Source organism: Azohydromonas lata NBRC 102462, from assembly GCF_001571085.1.
GTDB lineage: Bacteria > Pseudomonadota > Gammaproteobacteria > Burkholderiales > Burkholderiaceae_C > Azohydromonas > Azohydromonas lata.
The window spans coordinates 24,115-47,803 of record NZ_BCTC01000026.1; the positions used below are offsets into that span (position 1 = coordinate 24,115).

Annotated in this window: 20 protein-coding genes; 2 read left to right on the forward strand and 18 right to left on the reverse strand. The window is 73.1% G+C overall.

Features of this window, described 5'->3' with window-relative positions; all coding sequences use genetic code 11:
* Nucleotides 1–13 precede the first annotated feature (13 nt).
* The 5 genes from ALA01S_RS11685 to ALA01S_RS11705 all read right to left on the reverse strand — a co-directional run bounded on the left by ALA01S_RS11685 (nucleotide 14) and on the right by ALA01S_RS11705 (nucleotide 7,477).
* On the reverse strand, nucleotides 14–1,735 hold the full coding sequence (locus ALA01S_RS11685) for a putative bifunctional diguanylate cyclase/phosphodiesterase (RefSeq protein WP_066336337.1): 1,722 nt from the start codon (nucleotides 1,733–1,735) through the stop codon (nucleotides 14–16).
* Nucleotides 1,732–2,088 carry a TenA family protein gene (locus tag ALA01S_RS11690; protein WP_066336341.1) on the reverse strand — a complete coding sequence of 119 codons (357 nt, stop codon included), beginning with the start codon at nucleotides 2,086–2,088 and terminating at the stop codon, nucleotides 1,732–1,734. The genes ALA01S_RS11685 and ALA01S_RS11690 overlap by 4 nt, the downstream gene beginning before the upstream one ends.
* A gap of 1,594 nt (nucleotides 2,089–3,682) precedes the next feature.
* Nucleotides 3,683–4,324, reverse strand: a complete 642-nt coding sequence (locus tag ALA01S_RS11695; RefSeq protein ID WP_066336343.1) for a response regulator — start codon at nucleotides 4,322–4,324, stop codon at nucleotides 3,683–3,685.
* Complete coding sequence (locus ALA01S_RS11700; RefSeq protein WP_157118938.1) at nucleotides 4,299–6,383, reverse strand: PAS domain-containing sensor histidine kinase; 2,085 nt, start codon at nucleotides 6,381–6,383, stop codon at nucleotides 4,299–4,301. Before ALA01S_RS11700 ends, ALA01S_RS11695 begins: the two co-directional genes overlap by 26 nt.
* 212 nt (nucleotides 6,384–6,595) lie before the next feature.
* Nucleotides 6,596–7,477, reverse strand: a complete 882-nt coding sequence (locus tag ALA01S_RS11705; protein ID WP_066336347.1) for a LysR family transcriptional regulator — start codon at nucleotides 7,475–7,477, stop codon at nucleotides 6,596–6,598.
* 90 nt (nucleotides 7,478–7,567) lie between these two features.
* Between ALA01S_RS11705 and ALA01S_RS11710 the strand changes: the two genes are divergently transcribed.
* The gene (locus ALA01S_RS11710) at nucleotides 7,568–9,136 is read left to right on the forward strand and encodes an MFS transporter (RefSeq protein ID WP_066336356.1); all 1,569 of its coding nucleotides are present in this window, start codon (nucleotides 7,568–7,570) and stop codon (nucleotides 9,134–9,136) included.
* A gap of 42 nt (nucleotides 9,137–9,178) precedes the next feature.
* Here ALA01S_RS11710 and ALA01S_RS11715 read toward each other — a convergent pair whose 3' ends face one another.
* The 5 genes from ALA01S_RS11715 to ALA01S_RS11735 form a co-directional block, all read right to left on the reverse strand.
* Nucleotides 9,179–9,622 carry a universal stress protein gene (locus ALA01S_RS11715; protein WP_066336358.1) on the reverse strand — a complete coding sequence of 148 codons (444 nt, stop codon included), beginning with the start codon at nucleotides 9,620–9,622 and terminating at the stop codon, nucleotides 9,179–9,181.
* A 114-nt stretch (nucleotides 9,623–9,736) separates the two neighbouring features.
* The gene (locus tag ALA01S_RS11720; protein ID WP_066336360.1) at nucleotides 9,737–10,588 is read right to left on the reverse strand and encodes an amidohydrolase family protein; all 852 of its coding nucleotides are present in this window, start codon (nucleotides 10,586–10,588) and stop codon (nucleotides 9,737–9,739) included.
* Between the two features lie 46 nt (nucleotides 10,589–10,634).
* Nucleotides 10,635–11,651 (reverse strand): TRAP transporter substrate-binding protein, encoded by a 1,017-nt coding sequence (locus ALA01S_RS11725; protein WP_066336364.1) that lies wholly within the window; start codon nucleotides 11,649–11,651, stop codon nucleotides 10,635–10,637.
* A gap of 77 nt (nucleotides 11,652–11,728) precedes the next feature.
* Nucleotides 11,729–12,541, reverse strand: coding sequence for a sugar phosphate isomerase/epimerase family protein (locus tag ALA01S_RS11730; RefSeq protein ID WP_066336367.1), 813 nt, complete (start codon nucleotides 12,539–12,541; stop codon nucleotides 11,729–11,731).
* A 19-nt stretch (nucleotides 12,542–12,560) separates the two neighbouring features.
* A complete protein-coding gene (locus ALA01S_RS11735; RefSeq protein ID WP_066336372.1) occupies nucleotides 12,561–13,310 on the reverse strand; it encodes an SDR family NAD(P)-dependent oxidoreductase in 750 nt (249 codons plus the stop codon).
* A gap of 103 nt (nucleotides 13,311–13,413) precedes the next feature.
* Here ALA01S_RS11735 and ALA01S_RS11740 point away from each other — a divergent pair, with 103 nt between their 5' ends.
* Nucleotides 13,414–14,328 (forward strand): LysR family transcriptional regulator, encoded by a 915-nt coding sequence (locus ALA01S_RS11740; RefSeq protein WP_066336375.1) that lies wholly within the window; start codon nucleotides 13,414–13,416, stop codon nucleotides 14,326–14,328.
* Between the two features lie 15 nt (nucleotides 14,329–14,343).
* On the opposite strand, the gene ALA01S_RS11745 is transcribed toward ALA01S_RS11740, so the two are convergent.
* From ALA01S_RS11745 to ALA01S_RS11780, 8 genes are all read right to left on the reverse strand, one after another.
* Nucleotides 14,344–15,246: a LysR family transcriptional regulator gene (locus ALA01S_RS11745; RefSeq protein ID WP_066336378.1), complete on the reverse strand. Its 903-nt coding sequence runs from the start codon at nucleotides 15,244–15,246 to the stop codon at nucleotides 14,344–14,346.
* Nucleotides 15,247–15,321: 75 nt separating this feature from the next.
* Complete coding sequence (locus ALA01S_RS11750; protein ID WP_084267461.1) at nucleotides 15,322–16,425, reverse strand: Ldh family oxidoreductase; 1,104 nt, start codon at nucleotides 16,423–16,425, stop codon at nucleotides 15,322–15,324.
* Entirely contained in the window at nucleotides 16,422–17,399 is a 978-nt protein-coding gene (locus tag ALA01S_RS11755) for a Bug family tripartite tricarboxylate transporter substrate binding protein (RefSeq protein WP_066336380.1), read from the reverse strand. The genes ALA01S_RS11750 and ALA01S_RS11755 overlap by 4 nt, the downstream gene beginning before the upstream one ends.
* Before the next feature lie 144 nt (nucleotides 17,400–17,543).
* Entirely contained in the window at nucleotides 17,544–18,368 is an 825-nt protein-coding gene (aroE, locus tag ALA01S_RS11760; protein WP_066336383.1) for a shikimate dehydrogenase, read from the reverse strand.
* A 124-nt stretch (nucleotides 18,369–18,492) separates the two neighbouring features.
* Nucleotides 18,493–20,475, reverse strand: coding sequence for an aconitase family protein (locus tag ALA01S_RS11765; RefSeq protein WP_066336385.1), 1,983 nt, complete (start codon nucleotides 20,473–20,475; stop codon nucleotides 18,493–18,495).
* Nucleotides 20,475–21,446: a Bug family tripartite tricarboxylate transporter substrate binding protein gene (locus ALA01S_RS11770; protein ID WP_066336387.1), complete on the reverse strand. Its 972-nt coding sequence runs from the start codon at nucleotides 21,444–21,446 to the stop codon at nucleotides 20,475–20,477. The genes ALA01S_RS11765 and ALA01S_RS11770 overlap by 1 nt, the downstream gene beginning before the upstream one ends.
* A 51-nt stretch (nucleotides 21,447–21,497) precedes the next feature.
* Nucleotides 21,498–22,691: a CaiB/BaiF CoA transferase family protein gene (locus ALA01S_RS11775; protein ID WP_066336394.1), complete on the reverse strand. Its 1,194-nt coding sequence runs from the start codon at nucleotides 22,689–22,691 to the stop codon at nucleotides 21,498–21,500.
* Nucleotides 22,688–23,626 (reverse strand): hydroxymethylglutaryl-CoA lyase, encoded by a 939-nt coding sequence (locus ALA01S_RS11780; protein WP_066336396.1) that lies wholly within the window; start codon nucleotides 23,624–23,626, stop codon nucleotides 22,688–22,690. Before ALA01S_RS11780 ends, ALA01S_RS11775 begins: the two co-directional genes overlap by 4 nt.
* Nucleotides 23,627–23,689 lie beyond the last annotated feature (63 nt).

The following is a 23,689-nucleotide window of genomic DNA, read 5'->3' on the forward strand; positions in this document are numbered from 1 at the left end:
CGCTGCAACCTGGTCAGGCCGCGAGCCAGGCCTCGAATTCCCGGTCTCCCATGGGCGGCGCCACGTAAAACCCCTGCAGCTCCGCACACCCCCATGCCGCGAGCCCATGCGCCTGGGTTTCAGACTCCACGCCCACGGCCACGCTGCGGATGTTGAACGCCTGGGCCATGCCCAGTGCGGCGCGGACCATCTGTAAATCGCCCTGGTCGTGCTGCATGCGCCCTATGAACCCGCGGTCGATCTTGAGCGCGGACACCGGCAGCCGCCGCAGCGTCGCCAGCGACGCGTAGCCCGTGCCGAACCCGTCCAGCGCCACGCCTATGCCGTGCTTCGCGCAAGCTTTCACGGCGCGCGCGGCGGCAATCAGATCGTCCTGGACGGCCGTTTCCGCCACCTCCAGCTCCACGCCCGCGCCCCCATGGCCGCCACCGCCGCCCTCCAGCAGCAGGCACGCCACCGTGTCGGCCAGGTCAGGCAGCGCCAGCGTCGCCGGCGAGACGTTGAGGCTGATTGCCGGCTCGCGGCCAGCCTCGCGCCAGCGCGCGCGCTGCACCGCCGCGGCACGCAGGGCCCACAAGTCCAGCTCCACCTCCAGCGGCGTACCGGCGGCGGCCTTCAGAAAATCCTGTGGCGACAGCAGCCCGCGCCGGGGGTGCTGCCAGCGCAGCAGCGCCTCGGCGCCCAACAAGCGCCGGGTGCGCGCGCACACGCGGGGCTGCCAGTGCAGGCGCAACTGGTCGCTGAACAGCGCCATGCGCAACTCCTCCAGCAGCGCCTCCTGCTCCAGCGGCCGCTCCAGCGCCTCGCCGGCCAGGCACACGCCCTGGCCCAGGCGCTGCGCGCGGTACATGGCCGCGTCGGCCGCGCGCAGCAGCGCCTGGGCCGAGTCGCCATGCGCCGGCCACATCGCCACGCCCGCGCTGGCGCTGGCGCGCGGCACCTGCGTGCTCAGCGCGTAGGGCTGCTGCAGCGCCTGGTGCACCCGCTGCAGCGTTGCCTGCACGGCGGCCATGCCCTGCAGCCCGCCCAGGAGCAGCGCGAACTCCCCGCCGCACAGCCGCGCCACCGTGTCGCCCGGGCGCAGGCAACCGCGCAGCCGCGCCGCAGCCGCCAGGAGCAGCGCATCGCCCTGGGCGTTGCCGTACCAGCCGACGAAGTCGTGCCAGCCGTCCAGGCTCAGGTGGCACACCGCCACCTGGTGGCCCTGGCGCCGCGCCTGCTCCAGCAGCTCGTCGAGCCGCTGCAGCGCCAGCGCCCGCGCGGGCAGTTCCGTCACCGGGTCGTGCAGCGGTTCGCCGCCGCCCGCCGCCGGGGAACCCGCCACGTGGCCGGCCGGGCGGCCGTACCAGGCCACGTAATGGGCCGGCGCGCCGCCCTCGCCCTGGACGGCGGCGATGCGCACCCGCTCGGCCACCAGCGTGCCGTCGGCGCGGCGGTTCCACACCTCGCCGCTCCAGTGCCCAAGCGAGTGCAGGCTGGCCCACAGCGCGCGGTAGAACTCGCGCCCGTGGCGGCCGCTGGCCCAACGCGCCGGGGTGGCGCCCAAAAGCTCCTCGCGGGCGTAGCCGCTGGCGGCGACGAAGGCGTCGTTGACGCCCTGGATGCGCCCGCCCGCGTCCGTGACCACCATGCCCTCGCCCTCGGCCTCTTCGGCCAGCCACTGCGGCGCCTGTCCGTCCGGCAGCGCCTGTTCCTGCGCCTGCAGCAGGGCGCCCAAGGGCAGCGGCGCATTCATGCCGGCGCTCCCAGCGCGTCCTGCAGCGTGCCGGAGCCCACCAGGCGCAGCCAGCCGCAGGCGGCCACGGCGGCGTGGCGGGCGTCGCGCGGGTCGCGCGCCAGCACCAGCAGCCGTGTCGAGGGCACGCAGCGGGCGATCTGGAGCAGCCACTGCTCGAAGCCGTCGCCCGCGTGGTCGCCATCGACCACCACCGTGTCGAACCCGCCGCCGCAGGCCTTGAACACCGCCGGCGCCACGCTGGTGTAGAGCTGCCACTGCAGCCGCGGCTGCAAGCGCGCCAGCGCGGGCAGCAGCGTGGCGCCCCGGTCCACGGTGGTGACCAGGATGGCGCCGGAAGAGGAGTGGGACATGGACTGCGGACCTGATGCTGCTGCGGGCCGTGCGAGACGGATGGCCGGGCCCGAGGACACGAAGTGTCCCGGCGGCGGACGCTGGCGTCTGCCGCGAAAGCTGGACGGGCGCTGTAGCGGATTCTTGATGCGGGACCTAGGAAGGCGGCTGACGCCGCGCCGCCGGCCTTGCGGCGAAGGCGCTGGGTGGCGTGATCGCCAGGCCTGGGAAGGCGCACGGCTTGTCCGAAGCAAGCTGGGAAGGGCGACTGGGCATCCCGCCAGCCAAGGCGCTGGCCCCCTGCGGCGTCATGCCCGCGAAAGCGGCATCCACGAACGCCGAGGTGTGGCCTTCGAACGGCATCGCCCGGGGCCAACGCCGGTGCGCCAGCGCCCCGGCCGGGGTGGATGCCCGCTTTCGCGGGCATGACGGATGAGGGTGCGAAGCGCCCTTGCCACGGGGTTGACGGGGCACGACCACTTTCTCCGGGCAGCGGCGCGCGACGGCGGGAACCCAGGCGGCCCCCGATCCGGCCGTCGGCGGCCATGGCGGAACACCCGTCGTTGATCGTTTTTGTGCCGGCTGGGCAGCTCGCGCGCAGCGTGGGGCCGCCTGGGTACCCGCCTGCGCGCACTGTTGTCCGGGGAAAGAGGGCTGTCGCCGGCAACCCGTGAGCCAAGGCGCTTGGCACCCCCTCTCGTCATTCCCGCCTTCGCGCAGTGCTGTCCGGGGAAAGTGGGCAAGCGCCAGCCGGAGACAGACGCGCCCCGCTCCCCCGAGTCGTCATCCCCGCGCAGGCGGGGACCCAGGCGGCCCCCAAGCCGGCCGCCAGCTCATGGGCCGGCGTCACAAGGGCCAAACCGCGGCTTTCCTGCGGTGTCCCTTCACTCCGGCCTGGGAACTGCCTAGGTTCCCGCCTTCGCGGGAATGACGAAATGGGGTGTGACGCACCTGTGCTGACGGGCTGCCTGGTTCTTTCCAACTTTCCCAAAACAGCAGTGCGCTTTCGCAGGAGCAGCGAATGGGCGTGCGAAGCGCGTTGGCGCTCCGGATGCCGCCGAAAGCCGGACTTTTTCCGGCCAGTCCCGTGGCAAGGGCGCGTCGCAACCGCATCCGTCATGCCCGCGAAAGCGCACGGCTGGCCGTGGAAACCGGCCCCCGTCGACATCCCGGGAGCCCAGGCGCTTCGCACCCTCGTCCGTCATGCCCGCGAAAGCGGGCATCCACCCCGGCCAGGGCGCCGGCGCGCCAACGCGGGACCTGGGCAATGCCGTTCGAAGGCCGCACCTCGGCGCGCGTGGATGCCCGCTTTCGCGGGCATGGCGGGGTGGAGCGCGGGGCGCCTTGGCTGCGGGACGGGGAATCCGCCCCGGCGTAATCCGGCCGGCCATGCGTCCGGCGACAGGTGTTAGACCGTCTAACACCGTGTTCAGGAGGCCATGACGTGCCCGCCAACGCACGGCCCGCACCGTGCCGACAACCCCACCGCCGCCCGGCTGCCATTCGGCCCGCCAGCGGGCCTCCTACAGATTGTTGTTGCCAGAGGAACAATCGCCCTCGCCGCACCCCCAGCACCCCCGCAGCGGAACCGCTCCCGCGGCCGCAAGCGGCGGCTTATTCCTCGTCGTCCTCCACCAGCCCCGTGCGCAGCGCCAGGCGTACCAGGGCGGGCACGTCGCCCACGCCCAGCTTGGCCATGAGGCGGCTGCGGTAGGTGTCCACGGTGCTTGGGCTGAGCTTCAACTGCGCGCCTATGGCGGCGCTGGTGCGGCCCTGCACCACCAGGCGGGCGATCTGGCGCTCGCGCGGCGACAGCAGCGCGATGGGGTCGTCCTGCGCCGGCGCGGTCAGCTCCTGCACCAGCAGGTCGGCCACACCCGGGCCCAGGTGGCGGCGCCCTTGGGCCACGGCCTCCACCGCGGCCAGCAGCTCGCGCGTGGGCGAGTCCTTGAGCACATAGCCCAAGGCCCCCAGCCGCAAGGCTTCGCCCACGTTGCGCGGCAGCGCCGACATGGTCAGCACCAGCGTGCGCACGCCAACAGCCCTCGCCTTGAGCGCGCCCAGCAGCTCCAGCCCCGAGCGCGCCCCCAGGTTCAGGTCCAGCAGCAGCAGTTGCGGCTGCAGCGCGGCGATGTCGGCCAGGGCGCGCTCGGCGTCCTCGCCTTCGCCCACCACCTCGTGGCCCGCGCCCTGCAGCACGGTGCGCAGGCCGTCGCGGACGATGGGGTGGTCATCCACCAGATAGATGCGCGTCATCGCGGTCGTCCTCCCATTCGATCTCCATGCGGCTGCCCTGCCCCGGGCGGCCCTTGAGCCGGTAGCGCGCGCCGATGGCGAAGGCGCGCTCGCGCATGCCCACCACGCCCAAGTGGCCCGGGCGCTGCGGATCGTCCGGCACGCCGCAGCCGTCGTCGCGCACCTGCAGCCGCAGCCAGCCGCGCTCGCCCTCCAGCGCGCAGTGGATGTGCGTGGCCCCGGCATGCAGCACGGCGTTGTGCAGCGCCTCGCGCGCGACCATGAAAAAGGCGTACTCCACCTGCGGCGGCCAGCGCAGCGACGGCAGCCCCGGCGTGACGCGCAGCGACAGCGCCGGCCCCGCAGCCTCGGCGCGGCGGCAGCGCAGGTCGTGCTCCAGCGCCGCCACCAGGCCCTGCTCCTCCAGCAGCGCCGGGCGGAGCTCCACCAGCGCGCCGCGCACCTCGGCCGAGGCCTGCTCCACCAGGGCGCGCACGGCAAGCGCGGCGCGGCGCTGGGCGGGCGACAGCAGCGGCAGCGGGTCCGGCGCCTCCAGCGCCGAGAGCTGCAGGCGCAGCGCGCTCAGCGTCTGCCCCAGGCCGTCGTGCAGCAGTTGCGCCAGGCGCCGCGTGCCTTCCTGCTCCTGCTCCATCAGGCGCCGGGTGAGGCGGCTCAGGTCCAGTTGCGACTGCAGCAGCGCGCTTTCGGCGCGCTTGCGCTGCGTGACGTCGCGCGCCACGCCCAACAGCCCGGTGATGCGCCCGTCGGCCGCGCGCAGCGGCAGCTTGACGCTCAGGAAGTGGCGCTGCTCGCCGCGGCCGGCGTCGAAAAAGCGCTCCTCCACCTCGATGCGCTCGCCGCCGCGCAGGATGCGCTCGTCCTCGGCGTCCGCCGCCGCGGCGTGGCCCGCGGGCAGCACCTGGGCATTGCCCAAGCCCTGCAGCGCCTCGCGCGGCAGGCCGATGACGGCCGCCGCCGCGCTGTTGAGCAGCGTCCAGCGGCCCAACGCGTCCTTGGTCCACACCGGGTCGGGAATGTTCTCCATCACCTCCTCCAGCACGGCTGCGGCCTGGCGCGCGTGCGCCTCGCTGCGCGCGAGCTCGGCCGTGCGCTGCGCCACGGTGCTCTCCAGCTCGTCGCGGTGCGCGGCCAGCGCGGCTTCGGAGGCGCGGCGGCGCGCCACCTCCCGCCCAAGCAGCAGCACCACGGCCAGCAGCGTGCACACCGCCAGCGCCCCGCCCACGGCCAGGGTGCGCGCGGCCTGCCGTGGGGTCTCTTGCACCAGCAGCCCGGCACCGGTGTGCAGGGCGCGCAGGCCGGCCCCCTGCGGCAGCTCCAGCACGCCCAGGCGCACCACGGCCGACCAGCCCATGGCCAGCAGCGCCACCACGGCCACCGTGGCGGCCACCAGGCTCAGCCGCGTGAGCCAGCCCGCGCCCAAGTGCAGCAGCAGCCAGCCCGCGCACAGCGCCAGCAGCCCAAGCGCCGTGTGCAGCGCCATGCCGGCGTAGGGCCACAGCCGGTAGAAGGCCTGCACGTCCACCAGGCAGCCGAAGACGGCCAGCAGCGCCAGCAGCGCGGCGGCGACGGCTGCCGCCACGGCCCAGGCGCCGCGGCGCCCGGTGAGACGGCCGGACCCCGCCGCCAATGCCAGGCCGCACAGCACGAAGCCCAGCGCGGTGGCGGGCAGCATGCGCCCGCCGGGCCCTGTGGTGTCGGCCAGCAGGCCGGCCGCCTCGGCGGCGCGGCCCTGCAGCGCGTCGCCCACGCAGCCCGCCAGCGTCGCGGCACCCGCGCCGGCCACCAGCAGGCCCAGCACCTGCGCCAGCCGGCGCGCCGCGGCCAACGCGCAGGCCGACAACAGCAGCGCCAATCCCGCCCCCGCGAAGCAGCCCGCGGCCGCGAGCTTCATCAGCCCCGGCCCGGCCGACTGCAGCGCCCGCACGGCCGGCAGGTGCAGCCAGCCGTCCAGCAGCACCAGGCCGCCCAACGCCAGCACGCCCAGCGCCAGGGCCTGCGCGGCCCGCGTGGCGCAGGGGGAAGCGCAGGAGCTCGCCAGTGAGGGATCGCTTGCAGCCAAGAGGAGGAAGGGCGGGCCCGCGGCCCCCCGAAAAACCGAAAGCCGAGGATTGGAGAGCCTGCGCGCCGCCCTGGCGCCACGCCACGGCGCGAAAGTGTGACGAATCGACGCTTCACCGCAGCTTCACCACCCGCTCACCACCGCCCCACCGCAGCCCGGCCGCGGCCGGACCGCAAGCGCCCCGTGGCCCCACCCCCGCTGTCGCCGCCCCCTCAGGTCAGGAGAAAACGCTCCACCGCCTCCATGAACACGCGCGTGCGCGCCGGCACCAGCCCGCGCCCGGGCAACTGCGCGTACACGCGCAGCGCATGCGCCGTGAAGCCCGGCAGCAGCGGGACGAGGGCGCCGGACTCCACCTCGCGCCGGCAGTAGGAGGTGGCCAGCATCGCCGCCCCATGCCCGGCCAGGGCGGCCTGCAGCCGCAGCGCGGCGTTGCTGGTACGCAGCGGGCCGCGCGGCTGCAGCTCGTGCGTGCGCCCGTCCGCATGCTGGAAGCGCCACCACGCCTCGCCCGGCGTGGTCAGGCAGGGCCAGCCGGCCAGGGCCTGCGGGTCGGCGGGCTGGCCGTGGCGGCGCAGCAGCGCCGGCGCGGCATAGACGCCGCGCGCCACGCTGTAGACGCGGCGCACCACGCGCTGCGAGTCCGGCAGCGGCTCGCTGCTGCTGAAGAACACCACGTCGTACTGGGCCGTGGCCTCCTCCACGTCCGAGGCGCGCACGTCCAGCTCGATCTGCAGCCCGGGGTGGCGCGCCAGCACGTCGTTGACCACCTCGCCCAACTGCAGCGCGCCGAACTCGTAAGGCGTGGCGATGCGCAGCATGCCGCGCGGCTCGTCGCGCGCGTCGCCCGCCTCGGCGGCCACCGCGTCCAGCCGCTCGAACAGCGGGCCCAACTGCGCCAGCAGCCGCTGGCCCTGCTCGGTGAGCAGCAGCCGCCGCGTGCTGCGCTCCATCAGCCGCGCCCCCAGCGCCTGCTCCAGCCGCGCCACCGCGTGGCTCACCGAGGACTTGGGCCAGTCCAGCTGCTCGGCGGCGCGCGTGAAGCTGCCGCAGCGTGCCACCACGGCAAAGGCATACCAGTCGTTCCAGTTCATGCGGCCTATTGTCCAAATTGTCCAATCAATTGAACACTGCGTTCACCAACACCTCTTTATGCCGCCGGCCGAACAATGCAACATCCCGGCATGAAGTTCACGCCGTCCGTCCTGCCCTCGTCCCCGTCCGCCGCGCTGGTGCGGCCGCCGCTGCTGTCGGCGCATCCGCACTGGGCCGCCTGGCGCGTGTACGCCTTCGGCGCGGTGCTTGGGCTGGTGGCCTCACTGGACATCGTGGGCGCCATCCTCATCGCCATGGCCGGCACGCAGGTGCAGCTGGGCCTGCACGCCGCGGCGCGCGACTTCCTGTGGGCGTTCACCGCCTACGCGGGCGCGGCGGTCGTGGCCAACCTGGTGCTGGTGCGCGCGGCCGCGCACGTGAGCTGGCGCGGCTTCACGCTGGCCAGCCTGGCGGTGTTCGCGGCCGGCTCGCTGGCCTGCGCGGCGTCGCCCTCGCTTGGGCTGCTGGTGGCGGCGCGCGCGCTGCAGGGTTTGGGCGGCGGCGGGCTGTTCGCCGCGGCGCGCATCCTGGCGCAGTACAGCGCGCAGCCGCGCGAGCGGTTGTCGCTGTTCTGGGGTTTCGGACTGGCCAACTTCACGCTGGTGGCGCTGGCGCCCTGGGCCACGGCGACGCTGATGGCGCGCCACGGCTGGCCGCTGCTGTTCCTGCTGCAGGCAGGGCTGGCCGTGCTGCTGCTGCCGCTGGTGTGGCTGCTGTTTCCGCGGCGCGGCGCGGGCGCGCCATCGCAGGTGCGCACGGGTGTGCCGGTGGACGCACACGGGGCCGCGCCGGCAACCGCGCCCATGGGCACGCCGATGGGCTCGCTGGACTGGCCGGGCGTGGCCGCCTTTTCCCTGGGCGCGCTGCTGCTGGTGCACGCGCTGGAGCAGTTGCGCCACTTCGCGCCGGCCCAAGCCCCGCTGCTGGCCGGTTGGGCGCTGGCCGGGCTGGCGCTGCTCGTGGCGGCGCTGCGGCGCTTTCACCGCCACCCCGACCCCTGGCTGGACCCGCGGCGGCTGGCCAGCCGCCGCTACCTGGTGGGCCTGGCCTTCTACGGCCTCTTCTACCTGGTGAACGGCGCCTGGAACTACGCCGTGCCGGCGCTGCTGGTGCAGGGGCTGCACATGCCGCTGCCGCAGGCCGGGGCGCTGCTGTCGCTGGGCGGGGCGGTGTCGGTGGTGGCGGTGGTGGTGTTCCACCTGTCGCTGCCGCGGGTGATGCGCAAGCGCCGCTACATCGCGCTGGGCTACGTTGGGCTGGCCGCCGCTTTCGCGCTGATGGCGCAAGCAGCGCATGCCGACGGGGCAGCGCCCGCCTGGGCACTGGCGGGGCTGCTGCTGCAGGGCGCCATGCCGGTGCTGGCGCTGCTGCAGGTGGCCATGATGACCTTCGTGGAAATGCCCACCGAGGACTTCGCGCACGCCTACGCGTTCAAGAGCATCGTGCGCGAGATCGTCAACGCGTTGGGCGCGGGGCTGACGGTGCTGCAACTGCAGCACGGCAGCGAGGCGGCGCTGCAGGCGGCCGCGCCCGCGCTGGCGTCAGCCGATGCGCACGCCCTGGCGCTGCGCGCCGCGGCGGGCGATCTGTTGGGCGCGCTGGCCCTGGGCTGCCTGCTGGTGGCCGCGGTGGCGGTGGCGCAGCGCTCGCTGAAGTAAGCGCGGCGGCGGCGCCCGCGCAGGGCGGGCGCCCAGGGCTGCTCAGTGCAGCACCAGCACCGGCAGCTTGCTGTTGGAGATGACGTGCTTGGTGTGCGAGCCGAAGAGGAACTCGCCCAACGCGCCGCGGCCGTGGGTGACCATGACGATCATGTCGCAGCCCAGGCGCTCGGCCTCGCCGGTGATGGCGTCGTCCACGGCGCCGGACTCGACGGAGTGGCCGCTGAACTCCACGCCGGCCGCCACCGCGCGCTCCTCGAACTGGCGCAGCAGCGCCTTGGCGTGCTTCTGGTTCTCATCCTCGTGGTGGCGCACGCGCTCGGCGTAGGCCGCCGCATCGGGGCTCACCAGCGACAGGCTGATTTCCGGCTCGACCACGAAGCCCGTGATGCGCGCGCCCAATTGCTGGGCCAGGGCGATGCTGCCTTGCATGGCGCGGTGGGAAAGCTCGGAACCGTCAACGGGAACGAAAAGGTGCTTGTACATGTGGGTTACCTCGTGCTTACAGCGTAGGTGCGCGGAGCCGCCCGGGGATTGATGTCCATCAAGTTGTCATGCCGCCAGCCCGTTGCCGCCGTTTTTCCGTGGCGCAGGCACGGCTCAGCGGCCAAACCCGAACAGGCGCCTGGGCGTGTCGCACCACAGCGCCTGGCGCGTGGCCGCATCCGGCACCCAGGCCTCCCACAAGGCCAGCAGCGGGCCGTAGTCGATGCGCGCGGGCGCGCGCAGGAAGGGCCAGTCCGACGCCCACACCAGCGACTGCGGGCCATACGCGGCCAGCAGCGCCTGCACGAAAGGCCGGGCATCCCCGTGCGGATGCGGCTGCGCCGAGAACTTGGCCAGGCCGGAGAGCTTGACGCAGGCCCGCCCCGTGTCCGCCAGCGCCAGCAGCGCCTGGAAGCCCGCCTGGCCCACGCCGGCTTGCGGGTCAGGCCGGCCCGCGTGGTCGAACAGCAGCCGCGCGCCGCTGTCGCGCAGCAGGGGGGCCAGCTCCACCAGCTGGTTGCCCTGCACCTGCACCTGGGCCCACAGGCCCAGGTCGCGCAGCCGCTGCAGCAGCGGGGCGGCGTCGCGATAGGCCGACGTGCCCAGCAGCGCGGCGTTGAAGGCCACGCCGACGACACCGGCCGCCTGCAGCGCCTGCAACTCGTCGCGGCCGGCGTCGTTGCGCACCACGGCCACCCCCTTGTAGCGGCCCGCGCCCTGGGCCAGCGCATCGAGCAGGCAGCGGTTGTCCAGCCCGTAGCCGGAGTTGGGCCCAACCAGCAGGGCATGGCTGAAGCCGTGGGCATCGAGCAGCCGGCCCAGTTGCGCGGCCGTGCCGATCTCGGCGCCCGCGGGCCTGTAGAAGGCGTCAGAAGCGTAGGCAAAGCGGTCCGGGTCGAAGACGTGCACGTGGCAGTCCACCCGGCCGGCGGGCGCCGCATTCAACACGGCGGTTTCGCTTGTCATGTCGGCTCCCTTGCGTCCCACCCGGCCAGCCGGCCCCCAAGAAGACTCACTTGCGCAGCTTGGCCAGCTCGGCATAGGCCTCCCTGACCGTTTCCGGCCCAACCTTCTCGGCCAGCTTGTCTATGGCCGGCTTGGCCTTGGCGCGCATCTTCTCCACCTCGGCCGGCGACAGCTCCGTCACCTGCATGCCGCCCTTCTTCAGCTCGGCCAGGGCCGCGTCGGCCTGCTGGCGCGACACCTGGCGCTGGTACTGGATGGCGGCCGCCGCGGCGTCGGTGACGATCTTCTTCTCCTCGGCGCTGTAGCCGTCCCAGACCTTCTTGCTGAACAGCAGCGCCATGGGGTTGTAGATGTGGCGCGTGACGGTCAGGTACTTTTGCACCTCGTTGAAGCGCGAGGCCTTGATGGTGGTGAAGGGGTTCTCCTGCCCGTCGATGGCCCCCTGCTCCAGCGCGCTGTACACCTCCGGGAACGGCATGGGCGTGGCGTTGGCGCCCAGGGCATTGAACAGGTCCACGTAGATGGGCGACTGGATGACGCGGATCTTGAGCCCCGCGATGTCCTCGACCTTGTTGATGGGCCGCTTGTTGTTGGTCAGGTTGCGAAAGCCCAGGTCGAAGTAGCCCAGGCCCACCATGCCCTTGTCGGCCAGCATGCCCAGCAGCTTCTGGCCCAGCGGGCCGTCGCTGAGGGCATCGGCCTCGGCCGGGCCGTTGAACAGGAAGGGCACGTCGAAGACGCCCAGCTCCTTGACGTGCGAGGACAGGATGCCGGCGTTCAGGTTGGTCATCTCCAGCGTGCCGCCCTGCACCGCGGAGACATTCTGCAGGTCGCCGCCCAGCACGCCGCCCGGGAACAGCTTCACGTGCATCTTCTGGCCGGAGGCCTTTTCCACCAGCTCGGCAAAGCGCTTGGCGCCCAAGTCCTGCGGGTGGCCTGCCTGGTTGAGGTAGGCGAACTTGATGGTGCGCTCGCGCACCTGCGCGCCGGCGGACGTCGCGGCGCCGGCCAGCGCCAGCGCGGCGGCCACGGCCAGTGCGGCACGGCGGGTGAGGGTGTTCATGGCTCGTCTCCTGTGGAATATCGGTCTTGCGGTCTTGCGGTCTTGCGTTCTTGGAATGGATCTGCAGCTTCCGCGGCTCAATCCACGCCGGCCAGCAGCGCGCGGGTCTTGTCCAGCATGCGGCGCACGCGCTCCAGCGCGGGCAGCGTCTGCGCCAGCGACGCCATGGGCACTTCCAGGCTCAGCGCAATGCCCGCCGGCAGCGCGCGCAGCAGGCCGCGCAGGTCCAGCCCGCCGTCGCCGGGCATGAGCCGCTCGGCGCGGGCCTGGTGCAGCAGCGTGGCGCGATCGCTTGGGCGCTGCGCCGGCGCGTCGCACAGCTGCGCATAGCGGAAGTACGCCGGGTTGAGCGCGGCCACGCCGGCGGGCGTGCCGCCGGCGCGGTCCCAGTGGAGGGGGTCCACGACCAGGCCGAGGTCGTCCCGGCCGGTCGCTTCGATCACGCGCGCGGCGGCCTCCAGCGTGGGCACCTCGTACCAGGGCGTGGGCTCCAGGTCCACGACCAGCCCGTAGCGCGCGGCCAGCGTGCACAACTGGCCCAGGCGGTCGGCCAGGCGGGCGGTGTCCGCGTCCTGCGGGGCCGCCAGCACGTGGCGCGCGCCCAGCACCGCGCCGGCCTCCAGCGCGCCCTCGTAGTCGGCCACGCGGGTGGCGGGCTGCAAGCGGAAGATCTCGATGTCCCACACCTGCAGCCCCGTGTCGCGCAGCCGCCGCGCGGCCTCGCGCACCAGCGGCGTGTCGCCCTGGGTGTCGTGCCGCGGCTCGTCGGCCGTGGCGGGGATGAGCCGCAGGCCCAGGCCGTCGCAGCCGGCCGCCGCGGCGTTGCTCACCATGTCCGGCGGCGACAGCTCCAGGTGCGTGAGCGGCGCAATGCCGATGAGGCGCTTCATGTCGCGTGGCCCAGCGGTGTCAGTAGTTGGCGCGGCCGCCGGAGAGGTCGAAGGCAAAGCCGGTGGTGAAGCTGCACTCGGGGCTGGCGATCCAGGCCACCATGGCCGCGATCTCCTCCACGGTGAGGAAGCGGCCCATGGGAATCTTGGCCTTGGAGGCGGCGATGTGCTCCGGCGTCATTTCCTTGAGCAGGTCCGTCTCCGTCATCACCGGCGCGATGCAGTTGACCAGCACGCCGGAGTCGGCCAGCTCGCGCGCCAGCGACTTGGTGAAGCCCACGACGCCATGCTTGGCCGCCGCGTAGGCGGCAATGCCGGGCACGCCTTCCTTGCCCGCGGCCGAGGCCACGTTGACGATGCGCCCGTAACCGGCGGCCCGCATGGCCGGCGTGGCCACGCGGCAGCAGTGGAAGACGCCGCCCAGGTTGACCGCCAGCACGCGGCTCCAGGCCTCCAGCGGGTACTCCCACACCGGCGTGACCGGCCCGTTGATGCCGGCGTTGTTGACCATGATTTCCACGTGGCCGACGCGCTCCAGCGTTGCGTCCCAGGCCCGCTGCACGCTGTCGAAGTCGCTGACGTCCACGCGCTGCAGGTAGGCGGGCATGAAGCCGGCGCGCTCGGCGTCGAAGGCCGACACGTCGCGGTCCCAGATGACGACCCGGCAGCCCTCCTGCGCCAGGCGCCGGCCGATGCCCAGGCCGATGCCGCGCACGCCCCCGGTGACGATGGCGACTTGTCCTTTGATGCCGGGGCCCGTGATGTCCATGCTGTCCTGCTGCGTTGGTGGCTGCGATGGACGGCGACTGTAGGAAGGCGGGGAAAATCGGTCCATCCGCTACAGCCGATCAACGCCATCAGGAAATCCGATAGTGCATTCGGACCACGACCCCGCCCAGCTCCTGGACCCCAAGCTGCTCACGCTGTTCGTCCTGCTCTACACCACGCGCAGCGTCACGCGCGCGGCCGAGGCGCTGGAGCAGAGCCAGCCCACGGTCAGCGCGTGGCTGGCCCGGCTGCGCGAGCTGCTGGGCGATCCGCTGTTCGTCCGCACGGGCGCCGGCATGCAGCCCACGCCGCGCGCCGAGGCGCTGGTCGAGCCGGTGCGCGAGGCGCTGCAAAGCCTGCGCCGCATCAGCGCGCCGGCGCGGGAGTTCGTCCCGGCGCAGGCGCAGCGCGGCTTTCGCGTCTGCATGACCGACGCCAGCCACATCACCCTGCTGCCGCGGCTGCTCAGGCGCGTGCGCGCGCAGGCGCCGCGCGTGCGGCTGGAGGCCATTCCCATCGACGACGGCACGCCGCGCGAGCTGGAAGCCGGCCACGCCGACCTGGCCCTGGGCATCATTCCCGGGCTGGAGTCCGGCTTCTACCAGCAGGTGTTCTACGAGCAGGACTTCGTGTGCCTGGTGAGCCCGCAACATCCGCTCATCCACGACACGCTGACCCTGGAGCAGTACCAGGCCGCGGCCCACGTGCAGGTGCTGTCCGGCAAGAGCCACGCGCTGCTGGAGGAGGCGCTCAAGGCGCAGCGCGTTCAGCGCGACGTGCTGCTGCGCCTGCCCGGCTTCCTGGGCCTGGCCACCGTCGTGGCGGACACGGACCTCGTGGCCACCGTGCCGCGCCAGATCGGCGAGACGCTGGCCCGCAACGGGGGGCTGAAGGTGCTGGCCTGCCCCATCGCCGTGCCCCGCTACACGGTCAAGCAGTACTGGCACGCGCGCATGCACCACGACCCGGCCAACCGTTGGCTGCGCAACCTGTGCGCCTCGCTGTACATGAACGGATGAAGCCCGCCGCGCGGCTCAAGAGGCCACGCCGCGCACCATCTCCACGAAGCGGGCCATGACGGGCTTTTCCTCCACGTCCTTGCGCCGCCACACCAGGCACAGCTCCGACACCGCGTGCGCGGGCAGCTCCACGGGCCGCATCACCACGCCCGCCATCGAGACCTGGCTGGCCGAGCGCTGCAGCAGCGCCAGGCCGACGCCGCTGGCCACCAGGCCCAGCATGCAGTAGGTCTGGCGCACCTGCTGCACGCAGTGCGGCGTGATGCCGGCGGTGTGGAACACGCTGGTGAGCAGCTCGTACATGCGCCCGCCCTGGCCGGGCTCGTACATGACGAGGTTCTCGCCGTCCAGATCCTGCAGCCGCAGGCGGCGGCGCGAGGCCAGCCGGTGGCCGGCGGGCAGCGCCGCGGCGAAGGGCTCGCGCAGCAGGCTCAGGCTGTCGAAGTCGGCCAGCGCCACCGGCGGGCGCACGATGCCGGCGTCCAGCCGCCCCGTGCGCAGCGCTTCGAGCTGCTCGGAGGAGCTCAGGTCGCGCAGCACGATCTGCACGCGCGGCAACTGCGCGGAGGCCGCCGCCACCAGCTTGGGCAGCACGCTGAAGCTGGCGCCGGCCACGTAGCCCAGGGCGATGCTGCCCTCCTCGCCGGTATCGGCGCGGCGCGCCGCCAGCGCCGCCGACTGCGCCGCCTCCAGCACCCGCTGCGCCTCGCCCAGGAAGGCCTGCCCGGCCGGCGTGAGGCGCACCGCGTGCGGCCCGCGCTCCAGCAGCCGCACGCCCAGGGCGTGCTCCAGTTGCTGCACCTGGCGGCTCAGCGGCGGCTGCGTCATGTTCAGCCGCTGCGCGGCGCGGCCGAAGTGCAGCTCGGTCGCGACGGCCACGAAGCAGCGGAGCTGGCTGAACTGGAACGGGAGAGACACGGGGCGAGGTCCTGCGGGCACCCCTGGCCGCGCGGCGCAGACGCAAGGACGCAGAGCGCGGCGGCGAAGGGCGCGTCAGTCTATAGCCGCCTCCTCGGCCGGCACGGCCACGCCCAGGCGGTCGGCCCAAGCGGTGAGCGCCGTCCAGGCGGCCGCGCCGTAGGCAATGCCTTGCGCGCGGGCCTGCTGCTCCAGCCGCGCCGCCTGGTCGCCGGGCATGCGCACCGGGCGCGCCGGGTCTATGGGCCGGTTGGCGCGGCACTGGCGCGAGAGGTGGTCCGTCTGCTCCATGAACGCCTCGCGGCCGGCGAAGAAGGCGGGGTCGATGACCTGCAGGAACACGTTGCCGCCCCAGCGCGCGGGCGCGTCGGCCCGCCCGTGGCCGGAGAGGCCTTGCGACAGCGCTTCCACCATCAGCGCCAGGCCAAAGCCCTTGTGGCCGTACTCCTGGCCGCCCAGGAGCTGCAGCGACCCGCGCGGCTCGGCGTGCTCCAGCACGGCCGGGTCGCGCGTGGGCCGGCCCTGGGCGTCCAGCAGCCAGGGAAACTCGAACTGCTCGCCCGCGACGTGCTTCTGGCGCGTCATGGACGTGGTGGTGATGGAGGCGCACATGTCCACCAGCACCGGGTGCTCAGGCCCCGGCCAGCCCACCGCGAACGGGTTCGGCGTGAACAGCGCCTCGGTGCCGCCGTAGGGCGCCACGCGCCGCGCCGCCGGCTCCGAGTTGGCGATGACGGCCACGCAGCCGCGCTCGGCCGCCTGCCGGGTCAGCGCCGCCAGGCAGCCGATGTGGTGGCTCCTGCGCAGGGCCACCGTCACCACGCCCAACGTGGCGGCGCGATCGACGGCCATGCCGATGGCGCGGCTCATCAGCCACAGGCCCGGCAGGTAGGCGCCGTCCCACACCATGGCCGCGCCGCTGTCGGCCACGACCTCCGGCTCCCCGCGCAGCGCCATGCCGCCCTTGGCGATGTCGGCCAGGTACAGCGGCGCCATGGCCAGGCCGTGGGTGCGGCGGCCCATCATGTCGGTGAGCACCAGCAGCCGCGCCACCTCGGCGGCCTTGTCGGCCTCCATGCCGGCGGCCTCGAACAGCGCGCGGCCGAAGGCGGCGAGCGCCTCGGCGGGCAGGCGCAGGGCCTCGTGCGCGCCGCGGGCGTCGTGGGCGGGCTGCGTCATTGCGCCCCCTCGATCACGCCACCGGCCTGCTTGACCACCGCGGCCCAGCGCGTGCGCTCCTTGGCGATGAGCTCCGTGGTTTCCTGCGCACCCAGGCTGGAGACTTCCATGCCCGCCTCCACCAGCGCCGCGCGCACCGCGGGGGTTTGCACGATGCGCGACAGCTCCGCCCCCAAGCGGGCCACCTGCTCCCTGGGCATCTTGGACGACACCGTGACGCCCTGCCAGGTGCCCGCGACGAAGTCCGCCACGCCCTGCTCGGCCAGCGTCGGCACGTCCGGCAGCAGCGGCGAGCGCGTGGCCTTGGACACGCCAATGACGCGCAGCTTGCCGCCCTGCACCAGCGGCAAGGTGGCGGGCATGCCGTTGAGCACGGCCTGGGTGTTGTTGGCCATGGTGTCGGCCACGGCCGGCGCGCCGCCCTTGTAGGGCACGTACTGCCAGCGCAGCCCCGTGAGCTGCGCGAGCTGCATGGTCGCCAGGTGGTTGGGCGTGCCGGTGCCGGGCACGGCGGCGCTCAGCCGCTCGGCCTTGGACAGCGCCACCAGCTCCTTGAGGTTGGTGGCCTTGAGCGTGGACGGCACCACCAGCAGGTAAGGCGCGTAGGCCAGCATGGCCACGCCCTGCAGGTCGCGCGCGGGGTCGTAGGCGAGATTCTTGTAGGCCAGCGGCGCGATGGCCAGCCCGCCCACGTCGCACAGCAGCAGGGTGTGCTGGTCGGTGGCCTGCGCCACGGCCGCGGCGCCGATGTTGCCGCCCGCGCCGCCGCGGTTCTCCACGATGACGGGCACGCCCAAGGCATCGCTCAGCGGCTTGCTGATGAGGCGGGCGATGATGTCGGAGGTGCCGCCCGCGGCATTGGGCACGACGATCCTGAGCGGCTTGTTGGGCCAGGCCTGGGCCCAGGCGCCGGACGAGGCGGCCAGCGCGAGGGCCGCAAGCGCCTGCAGCGCGTGGCGACGACGGGAATTCATGAGGCTTGTCTCCTGGTGATGCCTGCGGGCCTGTGGACCAGGCCTCCAGGAAATTGCATCACCGGCGACGATGCGCGTCCAATGCCAACGCTGGATGGGACGATGCGCGCTTTGCATCGCAACCGGCCAGCCGGCCGGACGCGCCTAGGCCAGCGGCACCATGAGCTGCCGTATCAACGCCGCGGTGTCCGGCCGCGCGCCGCGCCACCAGTTGAAGGCCTCGGCCGCCTGCTCCACCAGCATGCCCACCCCGTCGGCCAGGCGCGGCACGCCGGCATCGCGCGCCAGGCGCAGGAAAGGCGTGAGCCCCTTGCCGTAGGCCATTTCGTAGGCCAGTTGCGCGGACCCGAACACCGCGAACGGGATGCCGGGCAGCTCGCCCGCGAGGCTGGCCGAGGTGCCGTTGAGCACGATGTCGAAGGCCATGCCGTCCAGGTCGTTGAGGCCGCAGCCTTGCACCGCGGCGCTGCCGCACTGCGCGGCCAGCGCCCGCGCCTTGGCCTCGGTGCGGTTGGCGATGACGATGCTCATGGGCTGCTGCGCCAGCAGCGGCAGCAATGCCCCGCGCACCGCGCCGCCGGCACCCAACAGCAACACGCGCCGGCCGGCGACGTCGAAGCCCTGGTTGAGGCGCAGGTCGTTGACCAGGCCGACGCCGTCGAAGTTGTCGGCGCGCACGCGCTCGCCGTCGAAGGCCAGGATGTTGGCCGCGCCGGCCAGGCGGGCGGCGTCCGACGTTTCGGTCGCATAAGCGAGCGCGTCGAGCTTGTGGGGCGCGGTGACGTTGACGCCGCGGGCGCCCTGGGCACGGAAGGCGTCCACCGTGGCCTTGAAGCCGTCGAAACCGGCGGGCGCTTCCAGGCGGATGTATTCGAGCGCCTGGCCGGTCTGGCGCGCGAACTCGGCGTGGATCAGCGGCGACTTGGATTGCGACACCGGGTTGCCGACGATGGCGTAGCGGTCAGGCATGGGCTGTCTCCTGGTACGGGTACTGCGGGCGATGTGAGGCCGCGCAGCATGCGGCGGGCCGGCGCCCCACTGCTGCGACGCCGGCCCGCGCGTGCCAGCCGGCGGGACGGCGTCGCCGCGCCCCTCAGCCCACGCCGTCCACCTGCGCCTGCAGCTCCTCGAAGGACAGCAGCCGCCCCGCGATGGCGCTGGCCGCCACCGTGGGCGGGCTGGCCAGCCAGACCTGGCCCGGGCCGCCGCGGCCCGGGAAATTGCGGTTGATGGCGCTCACCGTCACCTGCGAGGCCTCGGTGGTCGAGCCCGGCCCGCAATTGCCGCAGGCGCCGCACGAGGGCTGCAGGATGCGCGCCCCCACCTGCTCGAACGCCTGCAGGTAGCCCTGGGCAATGCAGTGGTCGCGCACGGCCGTGGTGCCGAACTGCAGGAAGAGCTGTACCCCCGGCGCCACGCGCAGGCCGCGCGCGGCGGCCCAGGCCAGCACGGCGTGGTAGTGATCAAAATCCTCGCGCTTGCCGGCGGTGCAGGAGCCACCGTAGGCGATGTCCACGCGTACGCGCTCCTGCAAGTCGCCCAGGGCCACGCCGTTGCCGGGGTCGCCCGGGCGGGCGACCATGGGCGTGAGGCGGCTGCAATCGACGCTGAGCACCTCGGCGTAGGCCGCGCCGGGATCGCTGCGCATCCACGGCTCAAGCTCGATGTCCACGCCGCGTCGCTCCTTGAGAAAGCGCAGCGTCTCGGCGTCCGGCGCGACGATGCCGGTAAAACCGCCCAGCTCGGCCGTCATGTTGGTCAGCGTCGCACGCTCGTCGGTGGAAAGCGCTTCCACCACCGGCCCGGCAAATTCAAAAACCTTGCCGACGCCCGCGCCGGCGCGCAGCGCGGGCAGCGCCAGCAGGTGCAGCACCACGTCCTTGGCGGTCACGCCGGCCGGGAGTTGACCTTCCAGCCGCACCAGCAGCGAGGGCGGCAGCGTCAGGCGCACGGCGCCGGTGACGAAGGCGTTGGCCATGTCCGTGGTGCCCACGCCGAAGGCCACGCAGCCCAGCGCGCCGCTGTGCGGCGTGTGCGAATCGGTGCCGGCGATGAGCTGCCCGGGCAGCGCGTAGTGCTCGGCCACCATGGCGTGGGAGATGCCGGCGACGTGGCGGCCATCGTCCCGCGCGGCCTCGGCCTCGGTGAGCGTGCGGTGCTCGCGCAGGCCGTGCTCGGCGGCAAAGGCGCGTTGGGCGCGGCACATGGCCAGCACCTTGTCCACCAGGCCGCCGCGCAGGTGGGCCGGGCTTTCGGTGACGTAGTTGGTGTGGTCCTCGAACACGACGATGGAGCGTGGATCGTGCAGCGCCAGCGGCTTGCCGAAAGTGGCCTGCAGCATGTGCGCGGCCATGCCAGTGTAGTACTCGTGGATGAAGCGCAGGTCGGCGCGGACGAAGGCGCCGTCGCCGGGCGCGGGGTCGGCCGGCGTGAGCGCGGTGGCCAGCGCGTGGCGGGCCACGATCTTCTCGAACAGCGTGCGCGGGCGATCGCCTTCGGCCACCGCGGCCGGGCGCACGTCGCGCATGTGCCGCTGGCCAAAGCGCAGCAGGCCGCCGGCGCGCAGGATGGCGGCGGCCAGGGCGTCGCGGCCCTCCACCAGCTCGTCCACGGCAATGGCCTCGCCGGCCAGGATGCGCGGGATGAGGCCGAAGTCGGTGGAGGTGAACAGGCCGATGTTGTCGGCGTTCTGCCGGTAGATGCGCTCGAAACTCTCGGCGATCACCAGGCGTATGCCCGCGAGCTTCTCGGCAAAGGGGCTGTGCTCGCGCGAGGAGCCCTTGCCGTAGCGCTTGCCGGCCACGGTGACGCAGAAGCCGCCGCCGCGCACGGCCTCGGGGCCCAGCGGCACGGTGTCGCCGGCCTTGAAGCCGGTGTAGGCGAAGCGGCCCAAGCGGTCGTCGTAGTGCGAGAGGATGTGCACCGGCGTGATCTCGTCGGTGGACACGTCGTCGCGCAGCGTGCCGGCCTGCGCCGGGGTCAGCGGCTCGCCCGCGAGCTGCCGCGCCATGGCCTGGGCCGAGGCGCTCAGGAACAGCAGCCGCCCGGGCAGGGCCAGCGTCGCGCCGTCAGGCATCACTGCGCCTCCAGGCCGATCTTCTTGGACAGCCTGGCGTACTTGGCCAGCTCGCTGCGGAAGAAGGGCATGGCCTGGTCCATGGGGGCGACGCCGATCTGGTTGCCCTGGCGCGCCATGGCCTCCTTGGTGGCCGGGTCGTCGAAGGCGGCCACCACGGCGTCGTGCACGCGGCGTGCCTCGGCCACCGGCAGCCCCTTGGGGCCCACGACGGCGAACCAGGCCTCGACCACGACCTTGCTGAAGCCCTGTTCGGCAAAGGTGGGCACGTCAGGCAGCGCGGCCACGCGCTGCGGCGTGAACAGGGCGATGGCGCGCAGCGCGCCGGATTTCAGGTGGCCCTGCACGCTGGGCAGCGAGACGGCGCCGAAGTCGATCTGGCCGCCCATGAGGTCCGTGACCATGGGGCCCACGCCCTTGTACGGGATGTGGCGGGCCTTGGTGCCGGTCTCGTCCAGCAGCGTTTCGGTGGCCAGGTGCAGGATGGTGCCGTTGCCGCCGGAGCCGAAGTTGAGCTCGCCGCTGCGGGACTTGAGCAGCGCAATGAGCTCCTTGGCGTTGGTGGCCGGCACCTTGCCGGGATTGACCACCAGCAGCATGGGCGTGGAGCCCACGACGGCGATGGGCGTGAAGTCGCCCGGCATGTCGAAGGGCAGCGTCTTGAAGAGGCTGGGAAAGATGACGACGTTGTTGGAGACCACGCCCAGCGTGGCGCCGTCCGGCGCGGAGCGCGCGAGCTGCTGCAGGCCGACGATGCCGCCGGCGCCGGGCTGGTTGTCCACCACGATGGGATGGCCCAGCGCCTTGGCCAGCGCGGGCTGCGCGGCGCGGGTGATGGCGTCCACGCCCGACCCCGTGGCGTTGGGGAGGATGAACCGGATGGGCTTGTCGGATTGAGCCAGCGCGGGGGCGCACAGGCCGGCGCCGGCCAGGGCCAGCAGCAGGCTGCGCCGGGTGATGGGGGTGGTCATGGGCTTGTCTCCTGTCTGTCTATGTGTCGTGTGCTGCCCGCTTGAACCGGTTCAGCTCACCAGCTTTTCCTGGCGCAGCCGTTCGATGTGCTGCGCGTCGTAGCCCAGCCCGGCCAGCAGCTCGGCCGTGTGGGCGCCCAGCGGCGGCGGTTGCAGGCGCACCGGCAGGCGCTGGCCGTCCATCGTGATCGGGAACAGCGTCGTCTTCACCGTCTGCCCGGCCTTGTCGCCGTCGGGCACCACCACGTCGGCCAGGCCGCCGGTGGCCAGCAGGTGCGGGTCGTCAAAGAGGTCTTCCGGGCGGCGAATGGGCGCGTAGGGCAGGCCGGCCTTCTCGAAGAGGTCCGCCAGCTCGGCCGCGCCGCGGTGCGCCAGGCGCTCGCGCAGCGTGGCAAGCAGTTGCGGGCGCACCCGCACGCGGTCGTTGTTGGTGGCCAGTGCCGGGTCGGCCTTGAGGTCGTCCAGGCCCAGCGCGTCGCACATCAGGCCCCATTGGGCGTCGCTCACCGCAGCCAGGAAGATCTGCTCGCCGTCCTTGACGGTGAACACGTCGTACACCGCCCAGGGGTTGTCGCGCGCGGGCATGGGCGCGGGGTGCCGGCCCGTCATGGCGTACTGCAGCATGTGCTGCCCCATGAGGAAGACGTTGTTCTCGTACAGCGCCGACTGCACCTCCATGCCGCGCCCGCTGATGCCGCGCTGTATGAGCGCGCCCAGCACGCCGATGGCGCCGAAGAGGCCGCCCATGATGTCGTTGACGCTGGTGCCCGCGCGCAGCGGGTCGCCGGGGCGGCCGGTCATGTAGGCCAGGCCGCCCATCATCTGCACCACCTCGTCCAGCGCCGTGCGGTGCTCGTAGGGGCCGGGCAAAAACCCCTTGTGGCTGGCGTAGATCAGCCTGTCGTTGACGGCGGCGAGGCTGGCGTAGTCCAGGCCGTACTTCTTGAGCGCGCCGGGCTTGAAGTTCTCCACCACCACGTCGGCGCTGGCGGCCAGGCGGCGGGCCACCTCGGCGCCCTCGGGGCGGCGCAAGTCCACGCCCACGCTCTTCTTGTTGCGGTTGAACATGGGGAAGAAGCCCGCGCCCGCGCCGAGCAGCCGCCGCGTGCCCTCGCCCTCCACGGGCTCCAGCTTGATGACCTCGGCGCCCATGTCGGCCAGCACCATGCCACAGGTGGGGCCCATCACCATGTGGGTCAGCTCGACGACCCGCAGGCCGCTCAGGGGTTGGGGTGCCGTGCTCATGCCGCGTTCCTCATCGTCAGTGTCCTGGGCAGCCCGGCGCGCCAGATGGCGCCGTGCAGCGTCTCGCCTTCCAGCCACTGCGCAACGTTGCGGCGCAGCGCCATCAGCGCGTCGAAATCCAGCCCGGTGGCCACGCCCATGCTGGCGAACAGGTAGGCCACGTCCTCCGTGGCGACGTTGCCGCTGGCGCCGGGCGCGTGCGGGCAGCCGCCTATGCCGCCGTTGGTGGCGTCGAAGCGGCGCACGCCGGCCTGCCAGGCGGCGAACACGTTGGCCAGGCCCAGGCCGCGCGTGTCGTGGAAGTGGCCGCAGGCCAGGCGGTCGCCGACCAGCTCGAAAGCCTGGCGGAACAGGCGGCCCACCTGCAGCGGGTCGGCGTAGCCCACGGTGTCGGCCAGGCCGACGCGGTCGGCCCCGGCGTCCAGCGCGGCCTGCAGCAGCCGCAGCACCTCGGCCTCCTCCACGCGGCCCTGGATCGTGCAGCCGAAGGCCGTGCTCATGCCGACCTCGATCAGGCAGCGCGAGCCGCTGGCGTCACGCAGGGCGCGTATGCGGGCGATCTCGGCCACCACCTCGTCCGGCGTCTTGCGCAGGTTGGCCAGGGAATGGGCGTGGCTGGCGGACAGGGGCAGCAGCATCAGGTCGGCGCCGCTGTCCAGCGCGGCCTGCGCGCCCTTGAGGTTGGGCACCAGCACGGACGTCACCAGGCCCGGCAGCTGGCGCGCCTGCGCCACCAGCGCCGCCGTGTCCGCCAGTTGCGGCAGCAGCCGCGCCGGGACGAAGGAGCCGACCTCGATCTCGCGCAGGCCGGCCGCGTGCGCGGCGCGCAACCACAGCAGCTTCAGCTCGGTGGGCAGCGTGCGGGCCACGCTTTGCAGGCCGTCGCGCAGGCCCACTTCGCGCACGGTCACGGCTTCCGGAGAGGGTTTGTTCATGGAGCGGGACTGTAGGCGTTCCACGGGGTGGGTCCCCATGGCGATTTTTCAGCCCTGCCGTTC

Excerpts from the sequence above, each read along its gene's own strand:
- ALA01S_RS11765 (WP_066336385.1), bottom strand. The coding sequence starts at position 20,475 with ATGCCTGACGGCGCGACGCTGGCCCTGCCCGGGCGGCTGCTGTTCCTG.
- ALA01S_RS11735 (WP_066336372.1), bottom strand. The coding sequence starts at position 13,310 with ATGGACATCACGGGCCCCGGCATCAAAGGACAAGTCGCCATCGTCACC.
- ALA01S_RS11705 (WP_066336347.1), bottom strand. The coding sequence starts at position 7,477 with ATGAACTGGAACGACTGGTATGCCTTTGCCGTGGTGGCACGCTGCGGC.
- ALA01S_RS11685 (WP_066336337.1), bottom strand. The coding sequence starts at position 1,735 with ATGAATGCGCCGCTGCCCTTGGGCGCCCTGCTGCAGGCGCAGGAACAG.
- ALA01S_RS11750 (WP_084267461.1), bottom strand. The coding sequence starts at position 16,425 with ATGACGCAGCCCGCCCACGACGCCCGCGGCGCGCACGAGGCCCTGCGC.
- ALA01S_RS11780 (WP_066336396.1), bottom strand. The coding sequence starts at position 23,626 with ATGAACAAACCCTCTCCGGAAGCCGTGACCGTGCGCGAAGTGGGCCTG.
- ALA01S_RS11720 (WP_066336360.1), bottom strand. The coding sequence starts at position 10,588 with ATGACAAGCGAAACCGCCGTGTTGAATGCGGCGCCCGCCGGCCGGGTG.
- ALA01S_RS11690 (WP_066336341.1), bottom strand. The coding sequence starts at position 2,088 with ATGTCCCACTCCTCTTCCGGCGCCATCCTGGTCACCACCGTGGACCGG.
- ALA01S_RS11730 (WP_066336367.1), bottom strand. The coding sequence starts at position 12,541 with ATGAAGCGCCTCATCGGCATTGCGCCGCTCACGCACCTGGAGCTGTCG.
- ALA01S_RS11725 (WP_066336364.1), bottom strand. The coding sequence starts at position 11,651 with ATGAACACCCTCACCCGCCGTGCCGCACTGGCCGTGGCCGCCGCGCTG.
- ALA01S_RS11695 (WP_066336343.1), bottom strand. The coding sequence starts at position 4,324 with ATGACGCGCATCTATCTGGTGGATGACCACCCCATCGTCCGCGACGGC.
- ALA01S_RS11775 (WP_066336394.1), bottom strand. The coding sequence starts at position 22,691 with ATGAGCACGGCACCCCAACCCCTGAGCGGCCTGCGGGTCGTCGAGCTG.
- ALA01S_RS11770 (WP_066336387.1), bottom strand. The coding sequence starts at position 21,446 with ATGACCACCCCCATCACCCGGCGCAGCCTGCTGCTGGCCCTGGCCGGC.
- aroE (WP_066336383.1), bottom strand. The coding sequence starts at position 18,368 with ATGCCTGACCGCTACGCCATCGTCGGCAACCCGGTGTCGCAATCCAAG.
- ALA01S_RS11755 (WP_066336380.1), bottom strand. The coding sequence starts at position 17,399 with ATGAATTCCCGTCGTCGCCACGCGCTGCAGGCGCTTGCGGCCCTCGCG.
- ALA01S_RS11710 (WP_066336356.1), top strand. The coding sequence starts at position 7,568 with ATGAAGTTCACGCCGTCCGTCCTGCCCTCGTCCCCGTCCGCCGCGCTG.
- ALA01S_RS11715 (WP_066336358.1), bottom strand. The coding sequence starts at position 9,622 with ATGTACAAGCACCTTTTCGTTCCCGTTGACGGTTCCGAGCTTTCCCAC.